This is a genomic window from Streptococcus parasanguinis (assembly GCF_040908565.1).
Taxonomy (GTDB): domain Bacteria; phylum Bacillota; class Bacilli; order Lactobacillales; family Streptococcaceae; genus Streptococcus; species Streptococcus parasanguinis_AC.
The window spans coordinates 21017-47412 of the sequence record NZ_JBDGEA010000004.1; the positions used below are offsets into that span (position 1 = coordinate 21017).

The 26396-nt window shown below is 42.5% G+C and carries 27 protein-coding genes; 3 read left to right on the plus strand and 24 right to left on the minus strand.

What is annotated here, in order from left to right; translation table 11 throughout:
- Nucleotides 1–6 precede the first annotated feature (6 nt).
- The 14 genes from AB5Y61_RS02775 to AB5Y61_RS02840 form a co-directional block, all read right to left on the minus strand.
- Nucleotides 7–255: a hypothetical protein gene (locus AB5Y61_RS02775; protein ID WP_368403090.1), complete on the minus strand. Its 249-nt coding sequence runs from the start codon at nt 253–255 to the stop codon at nt 7–9.
- Nucleotides 256–502: 247 nt separating this feature from the next.
- Nucleotides 503–2257, minus strand: coding sequence for an ABC transporter ATP-binding protein (locus AB5Y61_RS02780; RefSeq protein ID WP_368403092.1), 1755 nt, complete (start codon nt 2255–2257; stop codon nt 503–505).
- Complete coding sequence (locus AB5Y61_RS02785) at nt 2244–3998, minus strand: ABC transporter ATP-binding protein (RefSeq protein ID WP_368403094.1); 1755 nt, start codon at nt 3996–3998, stop codon at nt 2244–2246. Before AB5Y61_RS02785 ends, AB5Y61_RS02780 begins: the two co-directional genes overlap by 14 nt.
- Nucleotide 3999: 1 nt before the next feature.
- Nucleotides 4000–4683: an MmcQ/YjbR family DNA-binding protein gene (locus AB5Y61_RS02790; protein ID WP_368403185.1), complete on the minus strand. Its 684-nt coding sequence runs from the start codon at nt 4681–4683 to the stop codon at nt 4000–4002.
- 85 nt (nt 4684–4768) lie between these two features.
- Complete coding sequence (locus AB5Y61_RS02795) at nt 4769–5404, minus strand: copper homeostasis protein CutC (RefSeq protein ID WP_368403096.1); 636 nt, start codon at nt 5402–5404, stop codon at nt 4769–4771.
- A gap of 21 nt (nt 5405–5425) precedes the next feature.
- On the minus strand, nt 5426–6028 hold the full coding sequence (locus AB5Y61_RS02800) for a hypothetical protein (RefSeq protein WP_368403097.1): 603 nt from the start codon (nt 6026–6028) through the stop codon (nt 5426–5428).
- A gap of 274 nt (nt 6029–6302) precedes the next feature.
- Nucleotides 6303–7259 carry an ABC transporter permease gene (locus AB5Y61_RS02805; protein ID WP_315377379.1) on the minus strand — a complete coding sequence of 319 codons (957 nt, stop codon included), beginning with the start codon at nt 7257–7259 and terminating at the stop codon, nt 6303–6305.
- The gene (locus AB5Y61_RS02810; RefSeq protein ID WP_195623185.1) at nt 7259–8320 is read right to left on the minus strand and encodes an ABC transporter permease; all 1062 of its coding nucleotides are present in this window, start codon (nt 8318–8320) and stop codon (nt 7259–7261) included. Before AB5Y61_RS02810 ends, AB5Y61_RS02805 begins: the two co-directional genes overlap by 1 nt.
- Entirely contained in the window at nt 8313–9848 is a 1536-nt protein-coding gene (locus AB5Y61_RS02815; protein WP_368403100.1) for an ABC transporter ATP-binding protein, read from the minus strand. Before AB5Y61_RS02815 ends, AB5Y61_RS02810 begins: the two co-directional genes overlap by 8 nt.
- 128 nt (nt 9849–9976) lie before the next feature.
- On the minus strand, nt 9977–11038 hold the full coding sequence (locus AB5Y61_RS02820) for a BMP family lipoprotein (RefSeq protein WP_021153357.1): 1062 nt from the start codon (nt 11036–11038) through the stop codon (nt 9977–9979).
- Nucleotides 11039–11113: 75 nt separating this feature from the next.
- Complete coding sequence (locus tag AB5Y61_RS02825) at nt 11114–11503, minus strand: cytidine deaminase (RefSeq protein WP_368403102.1); 390 nt, start codon at nt 11501–11503, stop codon at nt 11114–11116.
- Entirely contained in the window at nt 11490–12152 is a 663-nt protein-coding gene (gene deoC / locus AB5Y61_RS02830) for a deoxyribose-phosphate aldolase (protein ID WP_368403104.1), read from the minus strand. The genes AB5Y61_RS02825 and deoC overlap by 14 nt, the downstream gene beginning before the upstream one ends.
- A 17-nt stretch (nt 12153–12169) precedes the next feature.
- A complete protein-coding gene (locus AB5Y61_RS02835) occupies nt 12170–13447 on the minus strand; it encodes a pyrimidine-nucleoside phosphorylase (RefSeq protein WP_368403106.1) in 1278 nt (425 codons plus the stop codon).
- A complete protein-coding gene (locus tag AB5Y61_RS02840; protein WP_368403107.1) occupies nt 13444–14037 on the minus strand; it encodes a class I SAM-dependent methyltransferase in 594 nt (197 codons plus the stop codon). Before AB5Y61_RS02840 ends, AB5Y61_RS02835 begins: the two co-directional genes overlap by 4 nt.
- A 90-nt stretch (nt 14038–14127) precedes the next feature.
- Here AB5Y61_RS02840 and coaA point away from each other — a divergent pair, with 90 nt between their 5' ends.
- The 3 genes from coaA to AB5Y61_RS02855 all read left to right on the plus strand — a co-directional run bounded on the left by coaA (nt 14128) and on the right by AB5Y61_RS02855 (nt 15969).
- A complete protein-coding gene (gene coaA / locus AB5Y61_RS02845) occupies nt 14128–15048 on the plus strand; it encodes a type I pantothenate kinase (protein ID WP_368403109.1) in 921 nt (306 codons plus the stop codon).
- Between the two features lie 96 nt (nt 15049–15144).
- The gene (gene rpsT, locus AB5Y61_RS02850) at nt 15145–15393 is read left to right on the plus strand and encodes a 30S ribosomal protein S20 (RefSeq protein WP_003007640.1); all 249 of its coding nucleotides are present in this window, start codon (nt 15145–15147) and stop codon (nt 15391–15393) included.
- A 66-nt stretch (nt 15394–15459) separates the two neighbouring features.
- Entirely contained in the window at nt 15460–15969 is a 510-nt protein-coding gene (locus AB5Y61_RS02855; protein ID WP_368403111.1) for a DNA topology modulation protein, read from the plus strand.
- Between the two features lie 485 nt (nt 15970–16454).
- Here the strand turns inward: AB5Y61_RS02855 and ldcB are convergent, their stop codons facing one another.
- From ldcB to AB5Y61_RS02905, 10 genes are all read right to left on the minus strand, one after another.
- The gene (gene ldcB, locus AB5Y61_RS02860) at nt 16455–17234 is read right to left on the minus strand and encodes an LD-carboxypeptidase LdcB/DacB (protein WP_368403112.1); all 780 of its coding nucleotides are present in this window, start codon (nt 17232–17234) and stop codon (nt 16455–16457) included.
- Nucleotides 17235–17244: 10 nt separating this feature from the next.
- The gene (locus tag AB5Y61_RS02865; protein WP_368403114.1) at nt 17245–19032 is read right to left on the minus strand and encodes a TcaA second domain-containing protein; all 1788 of its coding nucleotides are present in this window, start codon (nt 19030–19032) and stop codon (nt 17245–17247) included.
- A 66-nt stretch (nt 19033–19098) separates the two neighbouring features.
- Nucleotides 19099–20265, minus strand: a complete 1167-nt coding sequence (locus AB5Y61_RS02870; RefSeq protein WP_368403116.1) for a DUF6574 domain-containing protein — start codon at nt 20263–20265, stop codon at nt 19099–19101.
- 442 nt (nt 20266–20707) lie between these two features.
- Nucleotides 20708–20992, minus strand: a complete 285-nt coding sequence (locus tag AB5Y61_RS02875) for a rhodanese-like domain-containing protein (protein WP_368403117.1) — start codon at nt 20990–20992, stop codon at nt 20708–20710.
- A 20-nt stretch (nt 20993–21012) separates the two neighbouring features.
- On the minus strand, nt 21013–21504 hold the full coding sequence (locus AB5Y61_RS02880; protein WP_368403119.1) for a prolyl-tRNA synthetase associated domain-containing protein: 492 nt from the start codon (nt 21502–21504) through the stop codon (nt 21013–21015).
- 12 nt (nt 21505–21516) lie between these two features.
- Nucleotides 21517–22101, minus strand: coding sequence for a uracil-DNA glycosylase family protein (locus AB5Y61_RS02885; RefSeq protein WP_368403121.1), 585 nt, complete (start codon nt 22099–22101; stop codon nt 21517–21519).
- Nucleotides 22102–22153: 52 nt separating this feature from the next.
- A complete protein-coding gene (pepV, locus tag AB5Y61_RS02890; protein ID WP_368403122.1) occupies nt 22154–23560 on the minus strand; it encodes a dipeptidase PepV in 1407 nt (468 codons plus the stop codon).
- A gap of 34 nt (nt 23561–23594) precedes the next feature.
- Nucleotides 23595–24200 (minus strand): nitroreductase family protein, encoded by a 606-nt coding sequence (locus AB5Y61_RS02895; RefSeq protein WP_315376356.1) that lies wholly within the window; start codon nt 24198–24200, stop codon nt 23595–23597.
- Nucleotides 24201–24277: 77 nt separating this feature from the next.
- Nucleotides 24278–25507, minus strand: a complete 1230-nt coding sequence (locus tag AB5Y61_RS02900; protein WP_368403124.1) for a hypothetical protein — start codon at nt 25505–25507, stop codon at nt 24278–24280.
- Between the two features lie 11 nt (nt 25508–25518).
- A complete protein-coding gene (locus tag AB5Y61_RS02905; RefSeq protein ID WP_368403126.1) occupies nt 25519–26367 on the minus strand; it encodes a metallophosphoesterase in 849 nt (282 codons plus the stop codon).
- Nucleotides 26368–26396 lie beyond the last annotated feature (29 nt).

The following is a 26396-nucleotide window of genomic DNA, read 5'->3' on the forward strand; positions in this document are numbered from 1 at the left end:
GTCTTCTTATTTCTTTAAGTGCTCATAGATCAGTTTGGCATTTTGAAGGCCAATCCGATAGTCGATGCGAATTAAGCGAATCGCTTCCATCTCTGGTTCTTTGAGGTACTTCTCTTTTTGTTCCTTGGAGATGGTACCTGGTTTTAGAAGATAGTGGGTAAATTGATTTCTGACTTTATTAAGCTCAACTTGAAGGGTGAAATAAAGTCCAAATAAGACTATCACAACTCCCATCAGGATCAGATCGTTTGACATGGTGTATGCTCCCTTTTTCTGTTCTTTTCTTTATTTTACAGCTTTCAAGCAAGAAAAACAAGAGGCTGGGACAAAAGTCCTAGCCTCTCAATTATTTTTGGATTGTCGAGCAAGACGCAGTGGTTGAGTGGGTTCTACTACGCTGATTTCATCAGCTTTTACAGCCCTACTCAACTGTGCGGAGGTGGGACGACGAAATCGAATTCTAACGAATGACCGATTTCTGTCCCACTCTCCTTGTTTGTCCTTATTTCATCATACCAGCCTGGAGGTCATACATTTTCTTATACGTACCTCCTAGAGCAATGAGTTGGTCGTGATTGCCTGATTCGATGATTTTTCCCTTATCGAGAACATAGATGCAATCAGCATCTTGGATAGTAGAAAGGCGGTGGGCAATAGCAATGGTTGTCCGCCCTTGGCGCATCTTCTTCAGAGAGTTTTGAATCATCTCTTCTGTCTCTTGGTCAATATTAGCCGTGGCCTCATCCAAAATGAGAATCTTAGGTTGCGCAGCAATGGTTCGAGCAAAAGCCAGAAGCTGACGCTGACCAGTCGATAGGGTAGACCCCCGCTCGGTTACCGGATGATCATAGCCACCAGATAGATTCTCAATAAAGTCTGCCACATCCACAAATGCAGCTGCTTGTCGGATTTCCTCATCTGTCAGTTCCTCATGGTACATCCGGATATTGGAAGTAATAGTTCCATGATAAAGAAAAGGTTCCTGTAACACTAGACCAATAGACTTGCGCAAGGCTTCCTGGCTATAGTCCTTGATATCGTGTCCATCAATCAAGATCCGTCCACGATCAAATTCATAAAAACGCATAAAGAGATTGATAATGGAAGATTTACCAGAACCAGTATGGCCAACAAAGGCGATAGTTTCCCCATTTTTGACCTCAAAAGAAATATCTTTCAGAACATCCTGTTTGCCATCATAAGAAAAGGATACATGCTCAAATCGAATATCTCCCCGCTCAATTTCTTTGAGATGACCCATTTGCTTAGGGTCATTGTCAGCCTGATCCATTACTTCAAAGACACGCGCTGCTGAAATGGTAGAGGTTTGCAAGGTTGCAAAATTCTGGGTGACATCAATCAAGGGTTGGAAAAGCTGGCTAACATACTGGATAAAGGCATAGATAAGACCAGCTGTAAAGCCAGAGGACTGCCAATTTAGCCCGAAAAAGGTCAAAATGACCGCATAGGCCAGGACCTGTAACAGGGTCATAGCTGGCCTCAAAAAGAGAGAATTGACATCTACAGAACGATTAGCATATTCCAAATGCTCCCCATTAATCCGTTCAAACTCTTCGGTCAATCGTTTTTCTTGACGAAAGGCCTGCACAATCCGCATTCCCTCAATAGATTCTGATAATTTCACATTGATATCTGATAGTTTCTGTCGGGTCATCTTAACCAAGCGATTGGACAAATTACGATAGAGCTTGATCGAGAACCAAATAATCGGAAGAAATGGGAGGATCCATATAGTTAATTGCCAATCCAAGCTAAACATGGTTACCAGTGTGATTAGAAAAAGTAAAAAAGATGAAACCAGACTTGAAAAAACAGTAGAAAACATATCTGCGACTGCCTGTGTATCATTGGTCACACGTGAGACAATCGAACCGGCTGCTGTCTGGTCATAGAAGGACATGCCCAGCTTTTGAAGATTACGAAAACTATCCAATCGAATATCTCGAACGATAGAATTGGACACACGTGCAAAAGTCAATTGACTCAGAAAAGTTGTTAGCACGCGTCCAATAAATAAGGTATAGTATAGTATGAAAAATTGGAGGGCTGTCATAACTGGTGTTCCTGCTTCTGTTGGATCTACTAGGTGATCAATGTACCAGCGTGCAGCAAGAGGAATCCCTGTCAATAAAAGGCTAGTCAGGAAGGTAAAGGCTAAGGCTAGGGCTGTAAACCATTTATAACGCCACATGTAAGTCAAGAGCCGCTTCATAACATGAGCTTCAGATGTTTTCATTCAGCTTTCCCTCCATTTCTTCTGATAATTGTTGGGCTTGGTAGGTTTCATAGTACCATCCTTTTTGAGCCATTAATTCCTCATGATTTCCTCTCTCCTTGATCTGTCCGTTTTCCATTACCAGAATCAAATCCGCGTGAACAATGGCAGATAAGCGGTGAGCTGTGATGATGGTTGTTTTCCCCTTGCGTTCCAGTTTCATATTTTCGATAATCTGGTGCTCCGTCTTCGCATCCACCGCAGACAGGGAATCATCCAGAATTAAAATATCAGGATTCATAACCAAGGCACGGCTCATTGCAATCCGTTGCTTTTGTCCTCCAGAAAGAGAGACTCCTCTCTCACCGAGCACTGTCTCCATCTGATCTGGCATGGCTAAGATATCCTCATAGACCCCACAGGTTCTCAGAGCTTTTATCATCTCTTCTTCCTTAATCTGTGGATCAGAAAAAGCCACATTTTCGCGAATAGTCATGGCAAAGAGAATCTGATCTTGGGGAACATAGCCGATCAAGCTACGAAGATCTTCTAAACGATAATCTTTGATAGAGATACCATTTAATAAGATCTCTCCCTGCTCCAAGTCATGCTCTCTGAGTAAGAGGCGCAACAAGGTGGTCTTTCCAGATCCAGTCGGCCCAACAATTCCAAGAGTTTGGCCTTTTTCTAAATGAAAAGCAACCTTTTTAAGAACAGGCTCTTTCTCATAGGCGAATTCATTAATGTCGTACTCCAAATCTCCATTTTGGATTTCTCTAACTGGATGACTTGAATCTTGAATATCCGGTATTTCTGCTAAAAGTGTCTCAATCCGATCATAGGAGACACTAGCTCGCTGACTAATATTAAACAAGAAGCCCATGGCTTGGAGGGGCCAGACGAGCATATTAAGATAGGTGATAAAGGTTACGATTTGTCCCACTGTCAGGCTCCCTTCTTGGACAAATAGCCCTCCGAAGTAAAGGGTCAATACATAGGAGAAGCCCACAAAAAGAAGAGTGGTCGGATCAAATAAGGCGTTGTAACTGGCGGAAGTCATATTCTTTGAAAAGACCATCTGATTGGTCTTTTCAAAAGCCTGAATCTCATCTGCCTGAAAACCAAAGGATTTGGTTACCTTAACCCCTGATACTGATTCCTGGACAAAGTTGTTCAGTTCTGAAAAACCTTCTTGGGCTTCCTTAAAGGCTTGGTGATTTTTACGACCAATAGCCGATGTTACAATTACCATAAATGGAAGAGGTAAAATAGCTAGCAAGGTCAAGCGCCAATCAATCATGAAAAACATGCTGACTAAGGTCACCAAGGCTGTTACAGAAGCATCCACTGCAGACATCACCCCACCACCAGCAAACATGGTTACCGCATTGATATCATTGGTAGCATGGGCCATGAGATCCCCTGTCCGATAACGCTGATAAAAAGACGGAGACATGAGCGTAAATTGCTTGAACAAACGGTAACGCAAGATCCGAGCCAACTTATTGGCCGTCCCAAAAATATAGCGTCTCCAGACAAAACGAAGTCCATACATGGCTAGAGCTGCTAGGAGCAAAAGAGCGATATCCACAACTAACTGCCCTAGTGTCAGCCTTCTTTTATCGATCAAATCAATCACAAGTCCCATGATTCTTGGTGGTAGCAGATTTAAAAAACTGACCAGGATCAAAGATCCTACTCCAATTAAGTAAGGCTTCTTCTCCAATTTAAAAAACCAAGATAATTTTTTTAACAGATGCATCTTATTTCCTCTTTTTGGTGAGTTGCCAACTACTATCTACTAGAGCAAGCAAGTACTCGTCAGCAATTGTTCCATCGAGCGGGATACTCACCCAATATTTTTTATTCATATGAAAAGCTGGATAAATCCCCTTTTGTTGAATGAACTGTGCTACTTGATCAGACTTGACATTCAAAACTTCTATTTTCCCTGACTTGCCAGCATCCAGTTTGTTCCAATCAATGGTCATAAAGACTCCATACCACTTGAGGGTGTCTCGGTGGCGAATAGCACCAGATTCAGGAGATCTTTCCCACAAATATTCAATCGTTCCCTGATAGTGTAGGGAAATATAGGCCATGAGACGCTTGGTTTGAGGATAGAGAAAATCTTCTACCTCAAAACAGGCTTGGCGGATCCTTTCAAGACATTCTTGACAGGCTTCTCTGACTTGGCCAACGAAATTTCCTTGTAGCTGTTCCAGATGGATCTGGATATACTCGTCCCCTGTATCCTGATCATAGACCTGAAAGGAAACCTTTTGGTCGTAGACCTGGACCTTTAAGAGAAAAGTGTCCGATAAGACTGGGCACTGGTACTCATAGCCTGCCGCTCTCTTTTCAAATCCATAAGCCAATCCCTTTTCTGGCTGAAAGGTGTATCGGTCAAAATAATGCTCTAAAAACAATTTCTCCCCTTTTCTCATTTTTGCACTAGAAGAGGCTGGGAACAACGTACCCAACCTTGATAACGGATCCTCAAAACGACCTAAAGCAGTGATCGTTTCTTCTTTAAAACACGATGCGCGTGCCATGCAGTTGACAAACACCCAATTGCTCCAAAAAGAGCTGACGATTGCCAAAGGTCACCCCCCCACCTGGCAGGATCTGAATCTTTCCCTTAGCCGCATCTAATAAACGATGATAGTGTGCAAAACGTTGCTCTAGTGTATCACCTGGACTTCCAGCTCGTGTTAAAATGCGGGCTACACCCTGATCAGAAAGCCAGTCAATCACCTCTAGCTGATCTGTATGAGCCAATTCATCAAAAGCCATATGAAAGACAACTTCTGCATCTCCACAGGCTGCTAGTAAAAGCTGCATGACCCTCTGGTCCAACTTTCGATCACTCGTCAGCGCCCCCAGTACAAAACTAGAAACACCTATTTCTTTCGCAGCACGAATATCCGTCAGCATAGCCTCGACTTCCAGATCTGTGTAGACAAAATCTCCACCACGGGGCCGGATAATGATACATAGATCCACAGACTTCTCTCGTGTCCGTTTGAGCGCTTCATTGATCACACCTATACTCGGTGTGGTCCCGCCTACTGCCAGGTTGTCGCACAGTTCAATACGACCTGCCCCAGCAGCAATCGCCTTATCAATGAAGGTTAAATTCTCTGCACAAAATTCAAAGACAAGCATGACAACTCCATATTCAAAGACTTAAAACAAGGATATACTAACCGTTACCTTAGCATTGCCATTTTCCACTCTCGCTTTTGAGATACTATAGCCTGCTTGAGGGATCTCAAGGGTGATTTGATCACCATTCACTGTGAAGCCGCCTCCATTTTGAGTGGATTGATCCTTCAAATAGTTGAGAACCAAGAATTTTGGAATGGGCATTTTCCCTAATTTAGCACCGGTCACAGTCAAATTCATGACATTGTTTTCAACTTGACCAGTCATGGTTAAATCTAGATAGCTATCAACTGGACCTAAGGAAACAGGAACTTTGACATGAAGGTCATTGCCATCCATTCCTAGTGCCATCTTTTGATAGTCAGAATTGTCAAGGGCAGATCCAGCACTTGTTTTGACGACCTGACTCAATTGCACAGAATTGAGACTCAGCTCAGTTGAGAGACCTTCAGTACTTACAGAGGCATTTGAAACTGCATTTTGAGCCAGTTCAATCAAAGAGCTCCCTGCCTGCACATTTCTTAGTTGTTCTCCTTCAGGAATGGATCCCGGAACCAACAAGGCCACTAATAAAATAAATAGAACAATAAATATGCCAATCAGGCGTCTTATCCATTTAAACATCTGTTCCTCCAATACATGAAAAGTTGTACTCCTATTGTACATTAATTCAAAAGAAATTGCGACTAAGAGGGGCCTTTACAAAGCAAAAGAGAGCGTGGGACAGAAATAGGTAATTCGTTAGAATTCGATTTCGTCGTCCCACCTCCGCACAGTTGAGTAGGGCTGTAAAAGCTGATGAAATCAGCGTAGTAGAGTCCACTCAACCACTGCGTCTTTCTAGACAATCCAAAGACAAGAAGAGGCTAGGACTTTTGTCCCAACCTCTCTCTGTGCATTATTTCGATTTAATGTAGTTAACACCATCAGCTTTTGGTGCAACTGCTTGTCCAAAGAAGGCTGCCAAGACAACCATGGTCAAGACGTAAGGCGCAATTTGCAAGTAGATGGATGGGATACCTTTAAGCAAAGGCAATTGATTCCCGATGACCGCCAAACTCTGTGAAGCTCCAAAGAAGAGACTAGCAAGCATGGCACCGATTGGGTTCCATTTCCCGAAGATCATAGCCGCAAGGGCGATAAATCCAGGACCTACAATAGTCGTTACCGCAAAGTTAACAGAAACTGACTGAGCGTAAATAGCTCCTCCGATACCTGCTAAGGCACCTGAGATCATCACTCCTAGGTAGCGCATTCTATAAACATTGATTCCCAATGTGTCTGCTGCTTGTGGATGTTCACCTACTGAACGAAGACGCAAACCAAATTTTGTCTTGAACATGATAAACCATGCAGCAAATGAGAAGAGAATCGCAACCCAGCCGATGATGCTGGCATTGTTGAAGAAAATATCCCCAATGACCGGGATTTTAGATAAGACCGGAATGGATGTTTTCCCGAAGGCAACTTTGATATTATCAGTTTGCCCTTTGTTGTACATCGCTTTAACAAGGAAGACCGCGAGTGGTGGTGCCATCAAGTTCAATACCGTACCTGAGACGATATGGTCAGCGCGGAAATGAATGGTTGCTACCGCGTGGATCAAGGAGAAGAATACTCCAATCCCAGCAGCAACAATCAAGGACAACCATGGTGTCAAATTCCCTAAGCTAGGCTCAAAAGTCAAGTTAAAGACAATACCTGAGAAGGCTCCCATAACCATGATTCCTTCCAAACCAACGTTAACAACCCCAGCGTGTTCTGAGTATGCTCCTCCGATACTTGTGAAGATCAGCGGCGCCGCATACACAATCATAGAGGAAACAAGAATACTTAAAATCGTTACAATACTCATTAGTTTGCTCCTCCTTTTTTAGCTGATCGCATCGAGATCATCTTTTCGATGATGTAGTGGGCACATACGAAGAAGATAATAGATGCTGTCACAATTTGAACGACTTCTTCAGGGATGGCAGCTGGCTTCATACCAACTCCCCCGATTTGAAGCGCTCCAAACAAGAAGGCAGCAAATGGAATACCAATTGGTGAATTCATCGCAAGAAGGGCAACGGCCATTCCGTTAAATCCAACACTCATTGAGCTAGTTTGAACATAGACATTTGAGTAAATACCCAGACCTTCTGCTACTCCACCGATACCAGCAAGAGCACCAGAAATGATCATAGAAAGGATAATGGTCCGTTTTGCAGACATCCCTGCGTATTCTGCCGCATTCGCATTGAGACCAACGGCACGGATTTCAAAACCAAGTGTTGTTTTCTTCATCAAGAACCAGATGACCACCACTGCGATGATGGCAAAGAAGATCCCGATATTCATTTGTGATTTGTCCGTCAAATTACGCAACCACTCCGTCTGGTAGACAGCGTTGGCTCCTACATCAACGGTTGAGTCCTTGTTTTTCATCAAGGAAGCTGGGAAGCTATGGATCAAGGCATTCCCACCATAGAGAACAATGTAGTTCATCATAATGGTGATGATGACCTCACTGGTTCCGAGATAGGCACGAAGGAAACCAGGAATCGCTCCAATAAATCCTCCTGCGATAGCCGCAATCAAAACGGTCATCGGAATCATCAGTAAGCGAGGCATATTTGGGAAGGAAAGGGCAAACCAAGTCGCCATGATCCATCCTGCAAAAGCCTGACCAGGAAGTCCAACGTTAAAGAAACCGGCCCGGCTGGCTACTGAAAACCCAAGAGCAACTAAAATCAATGGCCCCATAGCACGGGAAATATTACCCCAACTCTTAATCGAACCAAAGGCTTTCTTAAACAGCAATTCATATCCCCAAAGGGCATCATAGCTGAAGGCCCACATAATAATGGCACCCAAGACCAATCCTAAAAGGACAGACACCAATGGAACGGCAATTTGTTTTAAATTCTTATTCATTTGATGCTCCCTCCTTTACTTGTCCACCTGCCATGAGGATTCCAAGTTCTTGCTTATTCGTTGTTTCAGGGGTTACGATCCCTTGGATCTTCCCATCATGAATAACCGCAATACGGTCAGAAACATTCAAAATTTCATCTAATTCAAAGCTGACAACCAGAACGGCTTTTCCATTATCCCGTTCTTGAATCAAACGTTTGTGGATATATTCAATCGCTCCGACGTCCAAACCACGAGTTGGCTGGCTGACGATCAAGAGATCTGGATCGCGATCGATTTCCCGAGCGATAATGGCTTTTTGCTGGTTTCCTCCAGAAAGAGCCTTAGCTGGTACCACTTCACTAGCTGCACGAACGTCAAACTCTTCCATCAACTTTTTGGCATAAGAGGTAATATTTGGATAATTCAAAATACCATTCTTGCTAAGAGGTTCTTTATAGTAAGTTTGAAGAGCAATGTTTTCAGAGATCATCATATCAAGGACCAAACCATCCCGGTGACGGTCTTCAGGGACGTGTCCTACCTTCATTTCTGTGATTTGACGTGGGCGAAGTCCTACAACATCCTTGCCTTTAATCTTGATTGAACCGGATTTTACCTTCCGCAGACCTGTAATGGCTTGGATCAACTCAGATTGACCATTTCCATCAATCCCTGCGATCCCAACGATTTCACCAGCACGAAGTTCTAAGGAAAGATTCTTAACAGCTGGGACTCCCCGATTTTCATTCACGACCAAGTTTTCGATCGACAAGACCACTTCTTTTGGTTCAGAAGGACCTTTTTCAGTCTTAAAGGAAACAGAACGACCGACCATCATTTCGGCCAAGTCTTGGTTGGTTGCTCCACCAATCTCGACTGTTTCAATAGATTTCCCACGACGGATAACCGTTACGCGGTCTGAAACAGCACGGATTTCATCCAACTTGTGCGTAATCAAGATGATTGATTTTCCTTCATTCGCCAAGTTCTTCATGATTGTCATCAATTCTTCGATTTCAGCTGGTGTCAACACTGCAGTTGGTTCATCGAAGATTAGGATGTCGGCTCCACGATAAAGCGTCTTTAAGATTTCCACACGTTGTTGCGCACCAACGGAAATATCCTCAACTTTAGCATTTGGATCTACTGCCAAGCCATATTTTTTAGACAATTCAAGGATATCTTGACCGGCTTTTTTAAGGTCCAAAATACCATGCTTCGTGGTTTCAGAACCAAGGATGATATTTTCAGCAACAGTGAAGGCTTCAACCAACATAAAGTGTTGGTGCACCATTCCAATTCCTAAAGAAGCTGCTTTTGAAGGTGAGTCTAGGTTAACAGTATTTCCATTTACCACGATGTCTCCGCTTGTTGGTTCCAACAAACCAGCCAGCATATTCATCAGGGTAGATTTTCCCGCACCATTTTCTCCAAGAAGTGCATGGATTTCACCTTTGCGCAACTGAAGATTAATCTTGTCATTTGCTACAAAGTCACCAAATTTTTTGGTAATCTCACGCATTTCGATGACATATTCATGTGTCATGTAGGTGTTTCCTTTCAAAAATTTTTTATTTCAATAAAATCTGTTAGACAACTAACAGATTTTATTGAGACAAAAATGTCTCACTTTAAAAGAAACGGCCCTTATAGGGAGGGCCGCCCAATCAAATATTATTTTTCAGGAACTTTAAGAGACCCATCAAGGATTTTAGCTTTAGCATCTTCGACAGCTTTTTTAGCATCTGCAGAAAGGTTGTCAGTTGTCAAATCAACTCCACCATCTTTCAAGCTATAAGTAATCACTTCACCGCCAGGGAATTTACCGTCAGCAGCTTTCTTAGCCAAGTCTTTTACTGATTCTCCGACTTTCTTCAAGCTTGAAGCCAAGACAAAGTTAGATTTTTTACCATCTTTAGAAGTGTATTCACCTTCAGCTTTCTGGTCACGGTCAACACCAAGAACCCAAACTTTTTCGTCTTCATTTTTCTTCTCGTTCAAGTCTTTTGCTTCAGAGAAGACACCTGCTCCAGTACCACCAGCTACTTGGTAGATAACATCTGCACCTGCAGCGTATTGTGCAGCAGCAATTGTTTTACCTTTAGCAGAGTCACCGAATGAACCAGCGTAGTCTACTTGAACTTTGATAGATGGGTCAACAGATTTAACACCAGCTTCAAATCCAGCGCGGAAACGAGTGATAACTTCACTTTCCATACCACCTACAAAACCAACTTGTTTAGTTTTTGTAGTTTTCGCAGCAGCGATACCAGCAAGGTAACCAGCTTCGTTATCTGCATAAACAGCAGATGCTACGTTCTTTTGTCCTTCAATACGATCATCAATGATGACATAGTTCACATCTTCGTTGTCTTTTGCAGCTTTTTTAACTGAGTCGCTCAAGGCAAAACCAACACCAAAGATCAATTTGTAGTCGTTAGAAACAGCTTCATCAAGGTTTGTCGCATATTGAGATTCATCTGTTGATTGGAAGTAGTCGAATCCGTTCCCTTTAGAAAGACCGTTTTCTTTCCCCCAAGCTTGCAAACCTTCCCAAGCAGATTGGTTGAATGATTTGTCATCCACACCACCAGTATCGGTAATAATAGCAGCTTTCAAATCAGTTTTTGATTCTGAGTTTGCGCTATCTTTTTTAGACGCACGATTTCCACATGCTGCAAGTCCGATAGCAGCGACAGTTACTAGACCAAGGCCTAGCCATTGTTTCTTGTTCATTACTGAACCTCCTAAATTATTGTGCAACATTGTTGCGAAGTATTGAAAGGGTCAAAAGACCGCCTCACAGACCAACTAAGTCAAATCTGTAAAGGAATATGGAAGTAATTCCTTGACCGTCATCACGACCGTCGATTTATCTTTAGATACCAAAGTTACAGGCAGATCAGGCTCAAAAAATTCAGCCATGACCTGGCGACAAGCACCACACGGAGAGATGGGCTTTTCTGTTTGCCCATAGATAATCAACTCTTTGAATTCGCGAGCTCCCTCAGAAACTGCCTTAAAAATAGCTGTCCGTTCCCCACAGTTGGTTAACCCAAAACTGGCATTTTCGATATTGACACCTGTATAGATCTGGTCATCCTTGGTCACAAGGACTGCACTAACCGGGAAATGAGAATAAGGCACATAAGCCTGCTGGCTCACTTCTACTGCTAAATTGATCAACTCAGTAGTCGCCATGAGCTACATTTCCTTCCATGATTGCTACACCAGAGGAAGTCCCAATACGGGTCGCACCAGCTTCGATAAATGCAAGGGCATCTTCATAAGAACGTGCCCCACCTGAAGCCTTGACACCCATTTCTGGGCCAACAGTTTGGCGCATTAGGGCCACATCTTCAACCGTCGCTCCTCCTGTTGAGAAGCCAGTTGAAGTCTTCACAAAATCTGCTCCAGCTAATTTAGCGATTTGACAGGCTACAACTTTTTCATCATCTGTTAAGAGACAGGTCTCAATAATGACTTTAACCAGCTTATCGCCACTGGCATCCACAACTGCTTGAATATCTTCCTCAACTAGTGCTAAATTCTTAGACTTAAGAGCCCCGATATTAATCACAATATCAATCTCGTCTGCTCCGTTTTGAATTGCATTAGTGGTTTCACAAGCTTTCACATAAGGTGTATTTGCTCCTAAAGGAAAACCAATGACGGTGCAAACGTTAACGTCTGAATCGCGCAGGCCCTCTGCAGCAAAATTCACCCATGTAGGATTCACACAGACACTCGCAAAATCGTAAGCTTTTGCTTCTTCGATCAACTTTTCAATTTGTTCTTGTTGCGCATCTGGTTTTAATAGTGTGTGATCGATATATTTATTTAACTTCATATAATCTCCTGAGTTGCTTAAGATATTATTTCAATAATTTCTTTAACGCTTTCAGCCCCTTCTAGTATTTTAACATTTTTTTTGAATTCTGTAACGCTTTCTTGTGAATTTTTTTCATTCACGAAAATACGAGCAATGCGTTCCCCTTTTTTAACCTGCTCTCCTACTTTTTTGTCAAATACAATCCCTGTTTCATAATCAAGCGGATCCGATTTGACAGCACGGCCAGCACCAAGTCGCATGGCTAACAGGCCAAACTCCATAGCAGGTAAAGCTGCAATGACACCATCTTGATCCGCTGTTACTTCAAGGACCTGATCCACTTTGATAGGACGGTACAAATCCTCTAAATCTCCACCTTGCGCTTGGACCATTTCTTCAAACTTCGCTAAAGCCTGACCATTGGTCAACTGTTCATGGATGGCTTCAATTGATTGATCTACATTGGCCAATTTCAACATGATTTGCGCCAACTCACAAATAAACTCTGTGACATCAGCACGCCCCTGCCCTTTCAGAATATCCAGGGCTTCCAAAATCTCTAAACGATTGCCAATACTGGTTCCCAAAGGTTGGCTCATATCTGTAATGACAGCGATTGTCTTGCGCCCTACGGCATTACCGAGATCCACCATGGTACGAGCTAGTTCACGCGCCTCTTCAATGGTCTTCATAAAGGCCCCTTCTCCAACGGTGACATCGAGAAGAATAGCATCCGCACCAGCAGCAATTTTCTTACTCATGACGGAGCTAGCAATCAAAGGAATGGTATCCACTGTTGCTGTCACGTCCCGAAGAGCATACAAGAGTTTATCTGCTTTCACAAGTTGGTCTGATTGCCCAATGACCGATAAGCCGATCTCCTGCACCTGCTGGATGAATTCTTCTTGAGTCCGCTCAATTTGGAAGCCTTTAATCGATTCCAATTTATCGATAGTTCCACCCGTGTGGCCTAAGCCACGACCGCTCATTTTAGCAACTGGTACTCCGAAACTTGCAACCAGAGGCACCAAGACCAAGGTCACCTTGTCCCCCACACCACCAGTTGAATGTTTGTCCACCTTGATTCCTGGAATAGCTGACAAATCAAACTGTTGCCCTGTTTGGACCATCTTCATGGTCATATGAGAGATTTCTTCTGTCGTCATCCCCTTAAAATAAACAGCCATAGCAAAAGCGGACATTTGGTAATCTGGAACTGTTCCAGCCACATATCCCTCAATCAGCCATTCAATTTCTTCCTTGTTTAAGGCAAGACCATCTCTTTTTTTCTGAATGATATCTACTGCTCTCATGATTCTTTCTCACTTCTTAAAATATAATAGCCTTTGTCTTTTTTTACGATCTCACAATTGCCAAACGTCTCTTCCATCTTGGCTTTCGCACTTGGAGCCCCTTGCTTTTTCTGAATGACAATGGTCAAGTCTCCACCTGGCTTCAAATGATCAAAACCACCCGTAATCACCTGATGCACCACTTTCTTACCAGCTCGTATCGGCGGATTACTGATCACATGGTCAAAGACACCTTCAACCGCTTCATAGACATCCGAAGAAAAGATCTGAGCTTCCACGCCATTTCGGCTGGCATTTTTCTTAGCCAAGTCTAGCGCCCGCTCATTGACATCCACCATAGTCACGGCGACTCCCTGTGCTTTAGCTAGAGAGAGGCCTATTGGACCATAGCCACAGCCTACATCGAGAACACTTTCTCCTTCTTGAAAATCTAGGGTTGATAAGAGGACCTGGCTTCCATAGTCGATCATTTTTTTACTAAAAACACCAGCGTCCGTATAGAAATTCATTTTTTGTCCCAATAAAACGACCGTTAGATCATGAATATCGTGGGCCGCATCTGGGTTTACATCAAAATACATTTTACTCATATGTTCATTTTAACATAATTCAATGGTTTTTTAAATCGTTTACATGACCTCTAAAAATTGGTATACTAAAGACTACAATAGGAGTGACATATGGACAAAGAATTTCTACATTTTGAAAAAATTAATCGGGAAACTTGGCAAAATCTGCACCGCAAAACAACACCCCCCCTCTCTCAAACAGAGCTTAATTCTATTAAAAGTTTTAACGACCGCATCAACCTCCAGGATGTACGTGACGTCTACCTGCCTTTAACAAACTTGATCGGAATCTACAAGCGTTCCAAAGAAGATTTGGCCTTCTCAAAAGGTATTTTTCTCCAAAAAGCGAGTGAACGCCAACCCTTTATCATTGGGGTTTCAGGGAGTGTTGCTGTTGGGAAATCGACTACCAGCCGTCTTCTCCAAATCCTACTTTCGCGGACCTTCGAAGGCTCGACCGTAGAATTGGTGACAACAGATGGCTTTCTCTATCCAAATGCTATCTTAAAAGAACAAGAGCTCCTCAATCGAAAAGGATTTCCGGAAAGCTATGACATGGAATTGCTTCTTGATTTTCTCAACCAAATCAAAAACAACAAAAGTGTAGAAATTCCTGTCTATTCTCACGAAATTTACGATATCGTCCCAGATGAGAAGCAAACCATTTTACCGGCTGATTTTGTCATTGTTGAAGGAATCAATGTCTTCCAAAATCCTCAAAATGACAGTCTCTATATGACCGATTTCTTTGATTTCTCAATCTATGTGGATGCCGCGGTTGATGATATCGAGACTTGGTATATCGATCGTTTCCAAAAGCTCCTCACTTTAGCTCAAAACGATCCCAACAACTATTACTATCGATTTACAGAGCAACCCCTAGAGGAAGTTTTAAGCATGGCCCATCAGATTTGGGAATCCATTAATTTGGTCAACCTACAACACTACATTCAACCAACCAGAAACCGAGCTGATTTAATTCTTCATAAGGCAACCAACCATGAAATCAACGAAATTTATCTCAAACGCTAGAGAAAATGGCCTTTTAACGGTACTTTTTTAAGGAAAAGCTATTTTAGGCTTGTCAAATCATAACTTTTCATATATAATGAGATAGTTAGATTATCAATGGAGGTGAATAACTTGGCAAACATTAAATCAGCTATCAAACGCGCTGAATTGAACGTTAAACAAAACGAAAAAAACTCAGCTCAAAAATCAGCTATGCGTACTGCAATCAAAGCTTTTGAAGCAAACCCATCTGAAGAACTTTACCGCGCTGCTAGCTCAGCTATCGATAAAGCAGAAACTAAAGGTTTGATCCACAAGAACAAAGCTAGCCGTGATAAAGCACGTCTTGCAGCGAAACTTGGTTAATCAAGAACAGCATAAAAATCAAGCTCTCCGGAGCTTTTTTTGTTCCTAATTTTTTGAGAGGTGCTTATGAAAATTGTTATTATCGGCTATTCTGGGTCTGGAAAATCTACCTTGGCTGGAGCCTTATCTCGCCACTACTCCATCCCCAAGCTCCACATGGATACCCTTCAATTTCAACCGGGATGGGTAGACAGTGACCGGGATTGGATGGAGGGACAGATGAAACAGTTTCTTAGCCAACATAAAGACTGGGTCATTGATGGCAATTACTCTTGGTGCTGCTATGAGGAAAGATTGGAGCAAGCCGATCACATTATCTTTCTCAACTTCTCTCGTTGGAACTGCCTCTTTAGAGCCTGGAAACGATACCGTCGTTATAAAGGTCGGGTCCGTGAGAGTATGGCAGCAGGTTGCTCTGAACGCTTCGACTGGGAATTCATCCGTTGGATCCTTTGGGACGGTCGAACGAAGAATGCCAAAGAAAGGTATCGAAATATCCGTTCTACCTATCCCGATAAATTCATCACTCTCAAGAACCAAAAAGAACTCGATACATTTCTAAAAACCATACAATAAAAGAGAGTGGGACAGAAATCGGTAATTCGTTAGAATTCGATTTCGTCGTCCCACCTCCGCACAGTTGAGTAGGGCTGTAAAAGCTGATGAAATCAGCGTAGTAGAGCCCACTCAACCACTGTGTCTTGCTAAACAATCCAAAAACAATTGAGAGGCTAGGACTTTTGTCCCAGCCTCACTCAGGAGTTTTGAAAGTAAAACAGTTTGGGAAACTGTTTTAGACTGAGCCTAAAAAGTAAAAAGCGAAGTGGCTCAAAACTAATTGAACACGGGCTGCGGATCGTGTCAAAAAGATAAGTTATCCTAGAATTGAAAGATTCTGCGTCAAACTTCCTATTTTGACTTTATCCGCAGACGCCCTTTGTATCTTGATTTAGTCATGGAACTTCTGCGAAGTTCGCTGACGTCCGTACTCACCTAAGGAAAGTTTTTAAGAGGACTTTTCCTTCAATAAAAAAGGTTGGGATTAAAATCCCAGCCTTTTCTTATTTATCAACGTAATCGCCACCGGTGAAGCCATAGTATTCTTCCAGACTCAAGCCTGAGTCAGCGATATCTTGGGCTTCTTTTCCGATATAGCGGAGATGCCAGCTTTCTGGCATGTAGCCTGTTACTTTTTCTTTTCCTTCTTGGTAACGAACCACAAAGCCATATTTAGCAGCATTCTTAAGCAACCACTTACTTGGTCCAGGTTCGGTTACCAAATTACCACTGGTATCAATCAAATCAAAGGTCAAACCAGTTTGGTGTTCACTATAGCCCGGTCTTGCGGAATAACGATCTGCGGCTTCCTGACCATCTTGATTGACATAATTTTGATAGAGTCCAACTTGGGTATCGTAGCTACGAAAACCACTATATTGGTCACTGATCGGATACCCCTCTGCCTGCATAGCTGCGATTAATTCATGAAGAGCTGAAACAGCTTCAGGATCTTCACCTGGATTAAAGTCAGGCGACAAGGGATAATGTTTGTTGGCGATCATGACCTCACCATATTTCCCTTTGACACTATAGTAAGAACCATTGTAGCTGACACCAGAGTCCACTTTCACATCTAACTTACCAGTTTTTGACGACTCTTCTTTTCCTGTCTCTTTTGATGGATCCTTTGCTGAAGACATTTCTTTGGAAGACTTGGTTTGCGTTTGTTTGGTTTCTTCTTTTGCAGAAGATTTAGAACTAGTGGATTGAGTTTGGGAGCAAGCTGTCAGGGTTAACAAGGCAACTGTCACCAACGTTAATTTGGAAAATCTTGCTTTCATGGGGAATCTCCTATGATTCTTTTGTTACGACAATATCCGTGATCACATAACTTGCACCTACTTTTTTCAAGGTGTAAGTCTTGTACTTGCGGTTTTGTGAATCTGGATGACTATCTGTATAATGCACGGTAAAGTCTTCATAAGTCTTAATGGTCACCACACCGTTTTCTTCAGTGACACTTTGAATATCCAAAGCTCCTGGAGTATAGTAGTCAATTTTAGCCTTTCGAACACCATCACCCGTTGTGAATTCAACCATGTCTTTGTAGGCTTGACTTTGTGTGTCATAGTATTTAGAGTAAGTGTTATTTCGATTTGAAACTGAGCTAAAGACAGCGTCGCGGTACTCTTTCAAGAACTCTTCTGCCAAGGTCCGATTTTGTTCTTCTTTGGCTGCTTGCGCTTTCTTAGCATCTTGAGCACTCTTGATGCGTTTTAAAGTATCTTTGGCTAGTTTGAGTTCGATCGGATCGTTTTCACCCTCTTCAATCGTCACCTTAGCCTTTTCGGTTGTGTAGGTTTCCCCATTCATATTGAATACGGCGTGCACTTCAATTTCTTGATAAGGGATGCTGTCTACTTCAAAGGTCGTGCTCGTTCCGACTTCTTTGCCATTGACCACAACCTTCACATCCGTTGGGTTTTCCACTTCATCTGGGAACTCAACTTCTAAATTGCGTTTTTCAGAATTCAACTGCAATTCTAAGTTGTTCTTCGTTGCTTTTTTAGGATTGAGATGGATCTTAGAAGTGACATTTCCGACCTCTGTTTTAGCAGTCAATTCCATTTCTTTTGTATTGTAATGGAAAGAACCAAGGTCTGTCACTGCATCTTTCTTCAAGGTCACGGTTTTATTAGTAGCCACTTTGAGTTTGGCTTGGTCTAAATTGGTCTTGACCTTGACTTGCACTGGATAGCTAGCCACACGGTATTCTTGGAAGATTCCAAATTTCTTGTCCGCCTTTTCCAAACCAAAGATCTTGTTACCAGATTTATCCGTATAGCTGCCTTCTCCACCATTATCGATGATCTTGTTCAACTCTGTGCCAATATCGACTCCTTGATCTTCCATGCTGGTGATAAAGCTTTCGGCTTCATCCTTTGTCCATTTATCGTTCTCGGTTGAAAGCAGATCTGCTGCTTCGCGATAATCCTTTGTATCTACTGCCTTGATGAATTTATCTGCAGTCACTTCGACACGTGTTGTAGACTGGAAGTAAAAGAAGGCTGCTACCAAAGCGATCACAAGAACAGCAAGGGCAGAAATAATCCCAATTTTCTTTTTGGAAAGTTTCTTCCCACTCTTCGTTTTAGGGGCCTTTGGTTTTTTCTGAGCTGGACTTGCCTCTGTAAAGGTTGATCCCTCAAAAACCTGCGTTTGCTCAGTAGCAAGTGGAGCCGTATAATCTTGGGTAGGCTGTTGAGGAACATATTCCTGTGTTTCTTCAGTTGAATCTGTGTTCGTAAATTCTGCTTCAGGCACAGGTCCTACAAAAAACTCAAAGTTCTGACTTTTGGCAGCGGTAAATTCTTCTGCACTTGGCTTGCGTCCATAGGTTTCTTCAAAATGTTGCAACCAAGCCTGACGAGCTGCCAGAAGTGGATCAACATTCTTCACTTCTTCAACTGGTTCTAGCACCGGTTCCTCGACAGGTGCTAGATTCTCTTCTGGTGCATTTCCTGCGATAGACTGAATTTGTTTCAAATCAAATCCACAAGCTTTCCCAGCCATAAACTCTTCTGGTGACGGTTTGCGACCGATCACTTTTTCAAATAATTCAACCCATTTCTTTTGCATGGATCTCTTCTCCCTCATTATAAAATAGGGAAAGTGGGTCCCCCCACCTTCCTTTTTGTGATATGTTTAGTATCCAAAATTACCCAAGTCTCCAAAATTTGGAGTATTTGGAATAGATCCCATAATAGCTTGTTCCAAAATTTGACGATCCAAGTAAACAACAAGTCCTGCAAAGACAATTAAAATCGCAATGGATGCTACAAGCAATATGAATTTATCTGCTTTAAATTTTGTGTTGTTCAAGGCTTGGTATACTACATACAAGGTTCCAACTGTATACAAGAAGAAGATCAAGAAGTTAAGGAATCCATAGAATTCATAAGCTTTTACAAGTCCAACTAAGAATGCAAATAGAGAAATAGGCAAGGCGTAAACAGACAAACGTCCAAACTCTTCAAATGAACGGCCGTATGAATATTCTTTATCTTGAAGAACGACACGACGGACAAAGAAACCTGCTACCTGGAAGGCATAGATATTGAAATAAGCCATGATCAAGATGATCAGAAAGGCACGGAAATCTGCACCATAACCACCTGTAAATCCACTAGCAGTAAAGAATGTAGCCAAGGCCATTACAAAGGCAGTCAAGACATACTGTAAAATTCCGTTAAGAGCTTTTGGATTTTCTACAGCTGTTGGACGTTTCAAAGCTGAAAGGAACCAATTCCAATAACCACCAACGGCTAAACCAAATTGACTTGGTTGTGCTGGGTTAGCTTGACCAGGTTGTCCTTGGAAAGGAGCTTGTTGATAAGCTGCTTGAGTAGATTGTTGGTAAGCTTGTTGTGGAGCTTGTTGGAAAGCAGGACCATTCCCTGGAGCAGGCTGAGGTGCAGGCTCTTGAACTGGAGCTGCTACAAATTCTGGTGCTTCTGTAGGTGCAGCTGGTGCTGCTGGCGCTGCTGGTGCAGCTGGTGCTGCTGGCGCTGCTGGTGCTGCTGGTGCTGCTGGTGCTGCTGGCGCTGCGACAAACTCTGGGGCTTGTGGCGCTGCAACCAGTTCTTCCACAGGTGCAGTTGGTGCTGCGACAAACTCTGGAGCTTGTGGCGCTGCAACCGGTTCTTCTGTTGGGGCAGTTGGTGCTGCGACAAACTCTGGGGCTTGTGATGCTTCTGGAACCACTACTTCTTCTTGAAACTCTCCAGCAGCAAGTGCTTGAGCAATTTCTTCTGCACTAGCAGAACGACCATTTACGGCTTCAAAATAATCCAGCCAATCTTGTTTTGACATATTTAATCTCCTTAACTATTGTTCATACTAGGGTATTATACAAAATTTCTGAACCATTTTCAATGAAAGACTGGAAAATCCCTGTAATATCTTTTGAAAAACATACAAATCCTATACATTTTTAGAAATAGTAAAGAAAAACGCCTCTTTTCAGAGGTCGTAGAATGTAGACAAACTATTTTAAAGTAAAATAAGTTAAGCTATTCTTCAAAGAAATAAAAATGAGTTCCATTTTAAAATCGATTCAAAAAAATACCAAAACTTTCCGCTGTGAGTAAAGTGCCTAAACAATAACGTTTCAGGCACTCGGAATTATTGAGACCTTAGGCTCAATAATTAGTCTTGGAACTTCGAAGAAGTTCGCAGACGTCCGTACTCACCTAAGGAAAGTTTTTAATTTGATTTTATCTTCAATCTGAGACCTCTTTTCAGAGGTCTTTTTTTAGGATTCAAATGCATCCATGCCACCTTGGACGTTGGTCACATCATAGCCTTGCTCTTCCAAAAATTGGCAAGCACGTGCTGAGCGTCGACCAGACTTGCAGATGACATAATAAGGATGATCCTTCTCTAATTCCTGGTAGCGATCTGCTAACTCAGATAGGGGAAGAAGACGAACTCCGTCTAAGTGAAGGGCATCATATTCCTCCTGCTCGCGTACATCAAGAACGTCTATGTTACCTTTTTGATAAGCTTGGTAAAAGTTTGAAAATGGAATTTCTTTCATGATTTCTCCTATATGGTATGTTATGGAAGAGTTAGGATTTCATAGTTAAAGCTAATTGACTCTAAAAATCGGAACAAGTCTTGGGTTTTAATAAAGATGGTTTTTTCATTGGTATTGGGATGGAAGGTCATGATCTCCTCTGACACAATGTCTTTATCGAAATAGACTCGAATATCTTTTTCTTCATTGTTTAATAAACCAAAGGGAGAAACCGTACCTGGCGGTAATTGCATTTTTTCAGCTAAAGAATCTGCTGAAGCCATGCGGATCCGGTTGGCTTCCACTTGCTCTTTGAAATCATCCATATCCAATGATTTCTTGTCGTCCATGATGAGCAGATAGAATTGGGTTTTCTTCTTGTTGGTCAAAAACATGGACTTGGTCCGGACACCTTCTAAGCCTTCAATGTAAGAATCGGCCTGTTCAGTCGTGAATGCAGGTGGGTGTTCCACTACTTCAAATTCGATCCTAAGTTCTTCTAATTTGTCTTTAACTTGTTGGTATGCATCCATCTCCGATCTCCTTTATTTTTGAATGATCTGTTGAACCAACGTTTGCAATTCTGGCACCACCTCTGCCTCAAACCAAGGATTCTTAGCCATCCAGATTTGATTGCGAGGGGAAGGATGAACTAGTGGAAAATAGGTTGGCAAATAGTTCTTAAAATGCTGAACCCGTTCGGTTACCTTGCCACTAACCTTTTCATGAAGGTAGTAAGCTTGCGCATATTGTCCAATCAGAAGGGTCAACTCAATATCCGGACACTCCTTGAGAAGTTGAGGGTGCCACTTTTCCGCAAAACCTTTGCGAGGGGGAAGGTCACCAGATTTTCCATGCCCTGGGAAATAAAAGTCCATGGGAATAACTGCAAACAAACCAGAATTGTAAAAGGTGTCTTCGTCAACTCCTAACCATTCGCGCAGGCGGTCACCACTCTTATCCTTCCAATAGAGTCCCGCTTCCTGAGTCTTGAGACCAGGAGCCTGGCCGATAATATTGATGCGAGCTGTTTTTGGAGCTGCAAAGAGTGGCTCAATCCCTCTATCCGTATAAGCTTTATTTTGAGGGTCTGCCATAATGGCTTGTTTAATAGTTTCAATCCTTGACATAAGTCCTCCTTCTATGGAAAAACTCAGCCAGAGAAACTGGCCGAGTAGTGGATTATTTGATTAATTCGTAGATGGCTTCTGCGTAAATAGCTGCTGCACGATAGAGATCTTCAACATCTGCGAATTCATTAGCTTGGTGCATGGTATTGACATAATCTGGGAACATAGCTCCAAAGGCAACACCACGTTTCAAGAGGCGACCAAAGGTACCACCACCGATCACTTGTTCGTGTCCTTTGAGACCAGTTTGTTTTTCATAAACACGCAAGAGTGTGGATACCAATTCATCATCCATCGGAACATAGTGAGGGGTGTGACCATGGGCTGACAAGCTCACTGTAGCCACTCCTTCAATCTTTTCAAGGATGGCTTTGATGGTTTCAGGATCTGTTCCTTGAGGGTAACGGATATTGAGGGCAATGGTATTGTCTGCTTGGCTTTCATCAAAATGGAAGACACCTGCATTCATGCTCAATGGTCCCATTTTGGCATCTGTATGGGCAATACCTAATTTTTCACCGGCAAAATCTTCGTGAAGAAGCGAAGCTGTCACATGAAGGTAAGCCTTAGCAGCGCCACCAAAATCAAATTGGTTCAACAAGAGCGCTAAGTAGGTTGCACCATTGATCCCATCTTCAGGAGTTGATCCGTGAGCTGATTTCCCAATAATCGTAACGGTATAGGTTTCTTCATCCACAGTTGAGATTTCATACTGAAGCTGGTGTTCCTTGGCAAAGGCATCTAAAAGGCCAGCAAGATCTGGAAGTTGTCCAGAAACGACTGCCGTCGCAGACTCTGGCACCATGTTTTCACGAAGACCACCTGTAAAGCTATGAAGTTTAGCCTTCCCAGTGTTGTCATTTCCAAAATGAAGGTACTCCGTGATATTTCCTTTTTCCCCATTGATAATCGGGAATTCTGCATCTGGAGAGAAGCCAAAATCTGGCTCTGGAAGACCGACATGTTTGAAATAGTAGTCCATGTCAGCCCAACCTGATTCTTCATCCGTTCCGACTACAAAACGCACGCGCTTAGAAACTGGAAGTCCTAAGTCTTTAATGATCTTCAAACCATAGTAGCAAGCCATTGTAGGCCCTTTATCATCAGATGAGCCACGCGCATAGAGCTTGCCATCGATAATTTCTGGTTTGTAAGGGTCTGTCTTCCAACCACTACCTGCAGGCACGACGTCCATATGGGCAAAGATCCCAAGCTCTTCTTCTCCTTCACCAAAGGTAAAGTGACCGGCATAATTGTCCACATTCTTGGTCTCATAGCCATCACGCTTAGCAATTTCCAAGAATTTTTCAAGAGCTTTTACAGGACCAGGTCCAAAAGGATGCTCTGCATCTGCCTTGCTATCATCGCGTTCCGAATTGATTTCCAAGAGGCTATATAGGTCAGCCATCATCTCTTCGCGACGTTTTTCTACTTCTGCTTTAAAATCAACTGTTGTCATGAATTCCTCCTCTATCTTTTATTTGCTAAATGGCCTAGCGTTTTTCAATAATTTCGTCTACTGGCAAGCGGTAGCTAGGTTCTACCTTCTCAGCAGCATAGCCGACCGTAATCAAGACTTCCGGACGGAAACGCTCTTCGATTTCCAATACTTCATTGATTTTTGATTTATCAAATCCCAAAATAATATTGGTTCCAATACCTTGGTCCGTCAAAGCAAGTACCAAGTTCATAGCCACAAGACCGGCATTCAAAGCCAAGTAATCACTTGTTTGTTGGGCATCATAGCGAGCAAATTCAGCAGGAAGATTTTGCATAAAGTATTGCAACTGCTCATCTGTGAAGTTCTTAACCCCACCGACACGCGCAATCTTGCGAGCCCGTTTTTGCAAATCGGTATCTGTAAAGAGGGCGATGGTCACAGGCGCTTCCATGACTTGATCGTAGTTTGCACCATAGGCTAATTTTGCCAATTCTGCATTTTTTTGACGAACGACCACAAATTTCCAAGGTTGGCTATTGTGAGCACTTGGAGCTAAGGTCGCAATTTCGATAGCTGTCCGTACATCCTTTGGATCGACCGGCTGGTCTGTAAAATGCTTGATCGCATGACGTTTTTTGTTGAGTTCTAGGAATTTCATAGTCAACTTCCTTTTCTAATTCTATTACCTCTATTTTAACACAAAATGAAAGAGCTTGCAGGGTTTTTTCATTTATCCTATTCTTTTAAACCCGTATAGATTGCTAGGACTAAAATTGCGATCATAAAAAGAAAGAAAAATAGGAACTGCAGTTGCCATAGTTTTTTCAGTCTTATATTCTCTTTTATATTTGCTTGTTCACTTTCTGCATCTTTTTCTACTTCTGCTCGAGCTTGGCTGCTTAGCTTTTCTTCACTTTTATCTTTGCTAAACTCCACTGCTCTTCTGTGACTAGCAAAATAGGCCTCCGCTTCCCTGATGACTTTGCTAAGATTTTCCTCCGTCAGCAGATTAGGAAAACCATTGATCATCCAATTGTTTTTCTTATCTGGTTTATCTGGCTTCATAACACGAAGAGCAAAGTGTCGTCCAACCAAGCTAATTGAAAATCTCGCATCATAATATGCAGAAAGAACTGAAAAATCAACGCCATAAAAACTATTAGACTTGACCAGTTTGTTCGCTTCAATAAAAGAAACATCCTTTGTAAACGTCGATCGGATTATCTTTTGTACTTGAGAAATATTCTCTTCAACTGTAGCAGGATCAAGAGGGAGCCTTAAACAAGAAAGCGTGACGGTAGAAGCATTCTTTTTTAGCTTCCCTTCTAGACTATCTTTAAACCAATCCAAGAAAGAAGTCATATTGGATACGGTTAAATCAATATGCTGTTGAAGTGGAAAGGATTGGCTTTCTATGCTAGAAGCCATTGGATCTATCTCTTCTAGGACAAACTGCTGACCCGCTATCTCAAGGCTAAAAAAAGCCGGATAATGAGGCAACAGACAAGTAAAGACAACCCTAAATGGCTCATTTTTTTCAAATGGTCTTCTCCAGAGGTCAATTTTTGCTATTCCCTCAAAGGTAGATTCTATCATTCTTTTAAGGAGGAAACGCTTTTTTAAGAGATTATCAGGAGTCAGTGCTTCAGAAAACATAAGGCCAGGTTGATTCAGATAAGCTTTGATCTTTGCAAAGCTATCCCTAAAATGATCTCGATCATATAAAAACTCCATCCCGAATCTTTCAGGACCCCAGAGGAGTGATACATCGTTACCTTCAACCATAATATTTATTGTTGTCTTATACTCTGCAAGATGAATCTCAAGAATAAAAGTCGGACCATAAGCGCTCCGGGCCGTCGTTTCTATGTCTACAATTTCGAAATGCTCACCAAAAACTTGTCGAAGGGCTTGTCGGATATCATTTACAACAAGCTCTCTATGTTGATCAACAGTTAATCCCATTTCTCTGTTTCTTACCCCTTATGCGTTTTTATAGACTGAAGGAAAGCATTAGCCTCCTTTAGATAGTCGTGTTGTTCAATCAAGGAAGTTAGGAGTTCATTGTTATGACCTCGATAGTTATCCTCGCGTCTCAGTTCTTCGTACATCTCAATAAAGGGAAGGCCCTTGTCCTTGGCATCTTGGAGCTCTGCTTCATAGTCATAAGCCACCTTACGAAAGTGCAGGTTGGTCACCCCATCTTCTTCAACATCGATCAGCGCATACTGGGCCCTATGGTTTTGTAGGGGCATCCAGTCAAAATAAGGCATGCCAATGGTGCCGGGGTTGATAATTTGCTGGCCCTGACTACCATAGCGGAGCAACTGCTTGTGGACATGACCGTAGATGGCCAGATCTGTCTGGTCATCCAGCAATTGATCAAAGTTCTCCGTCGCATTTGCTGGACGCAAGTCTCCACCATAATTCTTTTCTGGCAAGTTGTGGCTTAGTGAAAAGCGAATGCCATTGACCTCCTTCTTCTCCACTAGTGGAAGCGAGCGAAGCCAATCGATCCGCTTAGGATCTAGTCCTTCCATGAGGTACTGAGTGAGACGAAGAAGCTGGATCTCCTGTGGATCCTCAAGACCGTACTCGCCATCCAAAGCCTCTAGGACACAATCGTCCCAATTTCCACGAACAGCTGCCGTGATAGGAATCGCATCCAGCAAGTCAAAAAGGTCCTCTCGTCCAGGTCCCGGTAGCAAAATGTCCCCTAAAAGCCAGTATTCCGTCGCGCCTAGAGCACGCGCATCCGCAATCACTGCCTCCAGGGCTCTTGTATCTCCGTGGATATCAGATAAAATAGCGATTCGATGGTTCATAACTACTCCTTTATGGATTGAAAATTCTG

What these genes read in the sequence shown, in the direction of transcription:
- AB5Y61_RS02775 (WP_368403090.1), bottom strand. Translation starts at nt 255, where the DNA reads ATGTCAAACGATCTGATCCTGATGGGAGTTGTGATAGTCTTATTTGGA.
- AB5Y61_RS02780 (WP_368403092.1), bottom strand. Translation starts at nt 2,257, where the DNA reads ATGAAAACATCTGAAGCTCATGTTATGAAGCGGCTCTTGACTTACATG.
- AB5Y61_RS02785 (WP_368403094.1), bottom strand. Translation starts at nt 3,998, where the DNA reads ATGCATCTGTTAAAAAAATTATCTTGGTTTTTTAAATTGGAGAAGAAG.
- AB5Y61_RS02790 (WP_368403185.1), bottom strand. Translation starts at nt 4,683, where the DNA reads ATGAGAAAAGGGGAGAAATTGTTTTTAGAGCATTATTTTGACCGATAC.
- AB5Y61_RS02795 (WP_368403096.1), bottom strand. Translation starts at nt 5,404, where the DNA reads ATGCTTGTCTTTGAATTTTGTGCAGAGAATTTAACCTTCATTGATAAG.
- AB5Y61_RS02800 (WP_368403097.1), bottom strand. Translation starts at nt 6,028, where the DNA reads ATGTTTAAATGGATAAGACGCCTGATTGGCATATTTATTGTTCTATTT.
- AB5Y61_RS02805 (WP_315377379.1), bottom strand. Translation starts at nt 7,259, where the DNA reads ATGAGTATTGTAACGATTTTAAGTATTCTTGTTTCCTCTATGATTGTG.
- AB5Y61_RS02810 (WP_195623185.1), bottom strand. Translation starts at nt 8,320, where the DNA reads ATGAATAAGAATTTAAAACAAATTGCCGTTCCATTGGTGTCTGTCCTT.
- AB5Y61_RS02815 (WP_368403100.1), bottom strand. Translation starts at nt 9,848, where the DNA reads ATGACACATGAATATGTCATCGAAATGCGTGAGATTACCAAAAAATTT.
- AB5Y61_RS02820 (WP_021153357.1), bottom strand. Translation starts at nt 11,038, where the DNA reads ATGAACAAGAAACAATGGCTAGGCCTTGGTCTAGTAACTGTCGCTGCT.
- AB5Y61_RS02825 (WP_368403102.1), bottom strand. Translation starts at nt 11,503, where the DNA reads ATGGCGACTACTGAGTTGATCAATTTAGCAGTAGAAGTGAGCCAGCAG.
- deoC (WP_368403104.1), bottom strand. Translation starts at nt 12,152, where the DNA reads ATGAAGTTAAATAAATATATCGATCACACACTATTAAAACCAGATGCG.
- AB5Y61_RS02835 (WP_368403106.1), bottom strand. Translation starts at nt 13,447, where the DNA reads ATGAGAGCAGTAGATATCATTCAGAAAAAAAGAGATGGTCTTGCCTTA.
- AB5Y61_RS02840 (WP_368403107.1), bottom strand. Translation starts at nt 14,037, where the DNA reads ATGAGTAAAATGTATTTTGATGTAAACCCAGATGCGGCCCACGATATT.
- coaA (WP_368403109.1), top strand. Translation starts at nt 14,128, where the DNA reads ATGGACAAAGAATTTCTACATTTTGAAAAAATTAATCGGGAAACTTGG.
- rpsT (WP_003007640.1), top strand. Translation starts at nt 15,145, where the DNA reads ATGGAGGTGAATAACTTGGCAAACATTAAATCAGCTATCAAACGCGCT.
- AB5Y61_RS02855 (WP_368403111.1), top strand. Translation starts at nt 15,460, where the DNA reads ATGAAAATTGTTATTATCGGCTATTCTGGGTCTGGAAAATCTACCTTG.
- ldcB (WP_368403112.1), bottom strand. Translation starts at nt 17,234, where the DNA reads ATGAAAGCAAGATTTTCCAAATTAACGTTGGTGACAGTTGCCTTGTTA.
- AB5Y61_RS02865 (WP_368403114.1), bottom strand. Translation starts at nt 19,032, where the DNA reads ATGCAAAAGAAATGGGTTGAATTATTTGAAAAAGTGATCGGTCGCAAA.
- AB5Y61_RS02870 (WP_368403116.1), bottom strand. Translation starts at nt 20,265, where the DNA reads ATGTCAAAACAAGATTGGCTGGATTATTTTGAAGCCGTAAATGGTCGT.
- AB5Y61_RS02875 (WP_368403117.1), bottom strand. Translation starts at nt 20,992, where the DNA reads ATGAAAGAAATTCCATTTTCAAACTTTTACCAAGCTTATCAAAAAGGT.
- AB5Y61_RS02880 (WP_368403119.1), bottom strand. Translation starts at nt 21,504, where the DNA reads ATGGATGCATACCAACAAGTTAAAGACAAATTAGAAGAACTTAGGATC.
- AB5Y61_RS02885 (WP_368403121.1), bottom strand. Translation starts at nt 22,101, where the DNA reads ATGTCAAGGATTGAAACTATTAAACAAGCCATTATGGCAGACCCTCAA.
- pepV (WP_368403122.1), bottom strand. Translation starts at nt 23,560, where the DNA reads ATGACAACAGTTGATTTTAAAGCAGAAGTAGAAAAACGTCGCGAAGAG.
- AB5Y61_RS02895 (WP_315376356.1), bottom strand. Translation starts at nt 24,200, where the DNA reads ATGAAATTCCTAGAACTCAACAAAAAACGTCATGCGATCAAGCATTTT.
- AB5Y61_RS02900 (WP_368403124.1), bottom strand. Translation starts at nt 25,507, where the DNA reads ATGGGATTAACTGTTGATCAACATAGAGAGCTTGTTGTAAATGATATC.
- AB5Y61_RS02905 (WP_368403126.1), bottom strand. Translation starts at nt 26,367, where the DNA reads ATGAACCATCGAATCGCTATTTTATCTGATATCCACGGAGATACAAGA.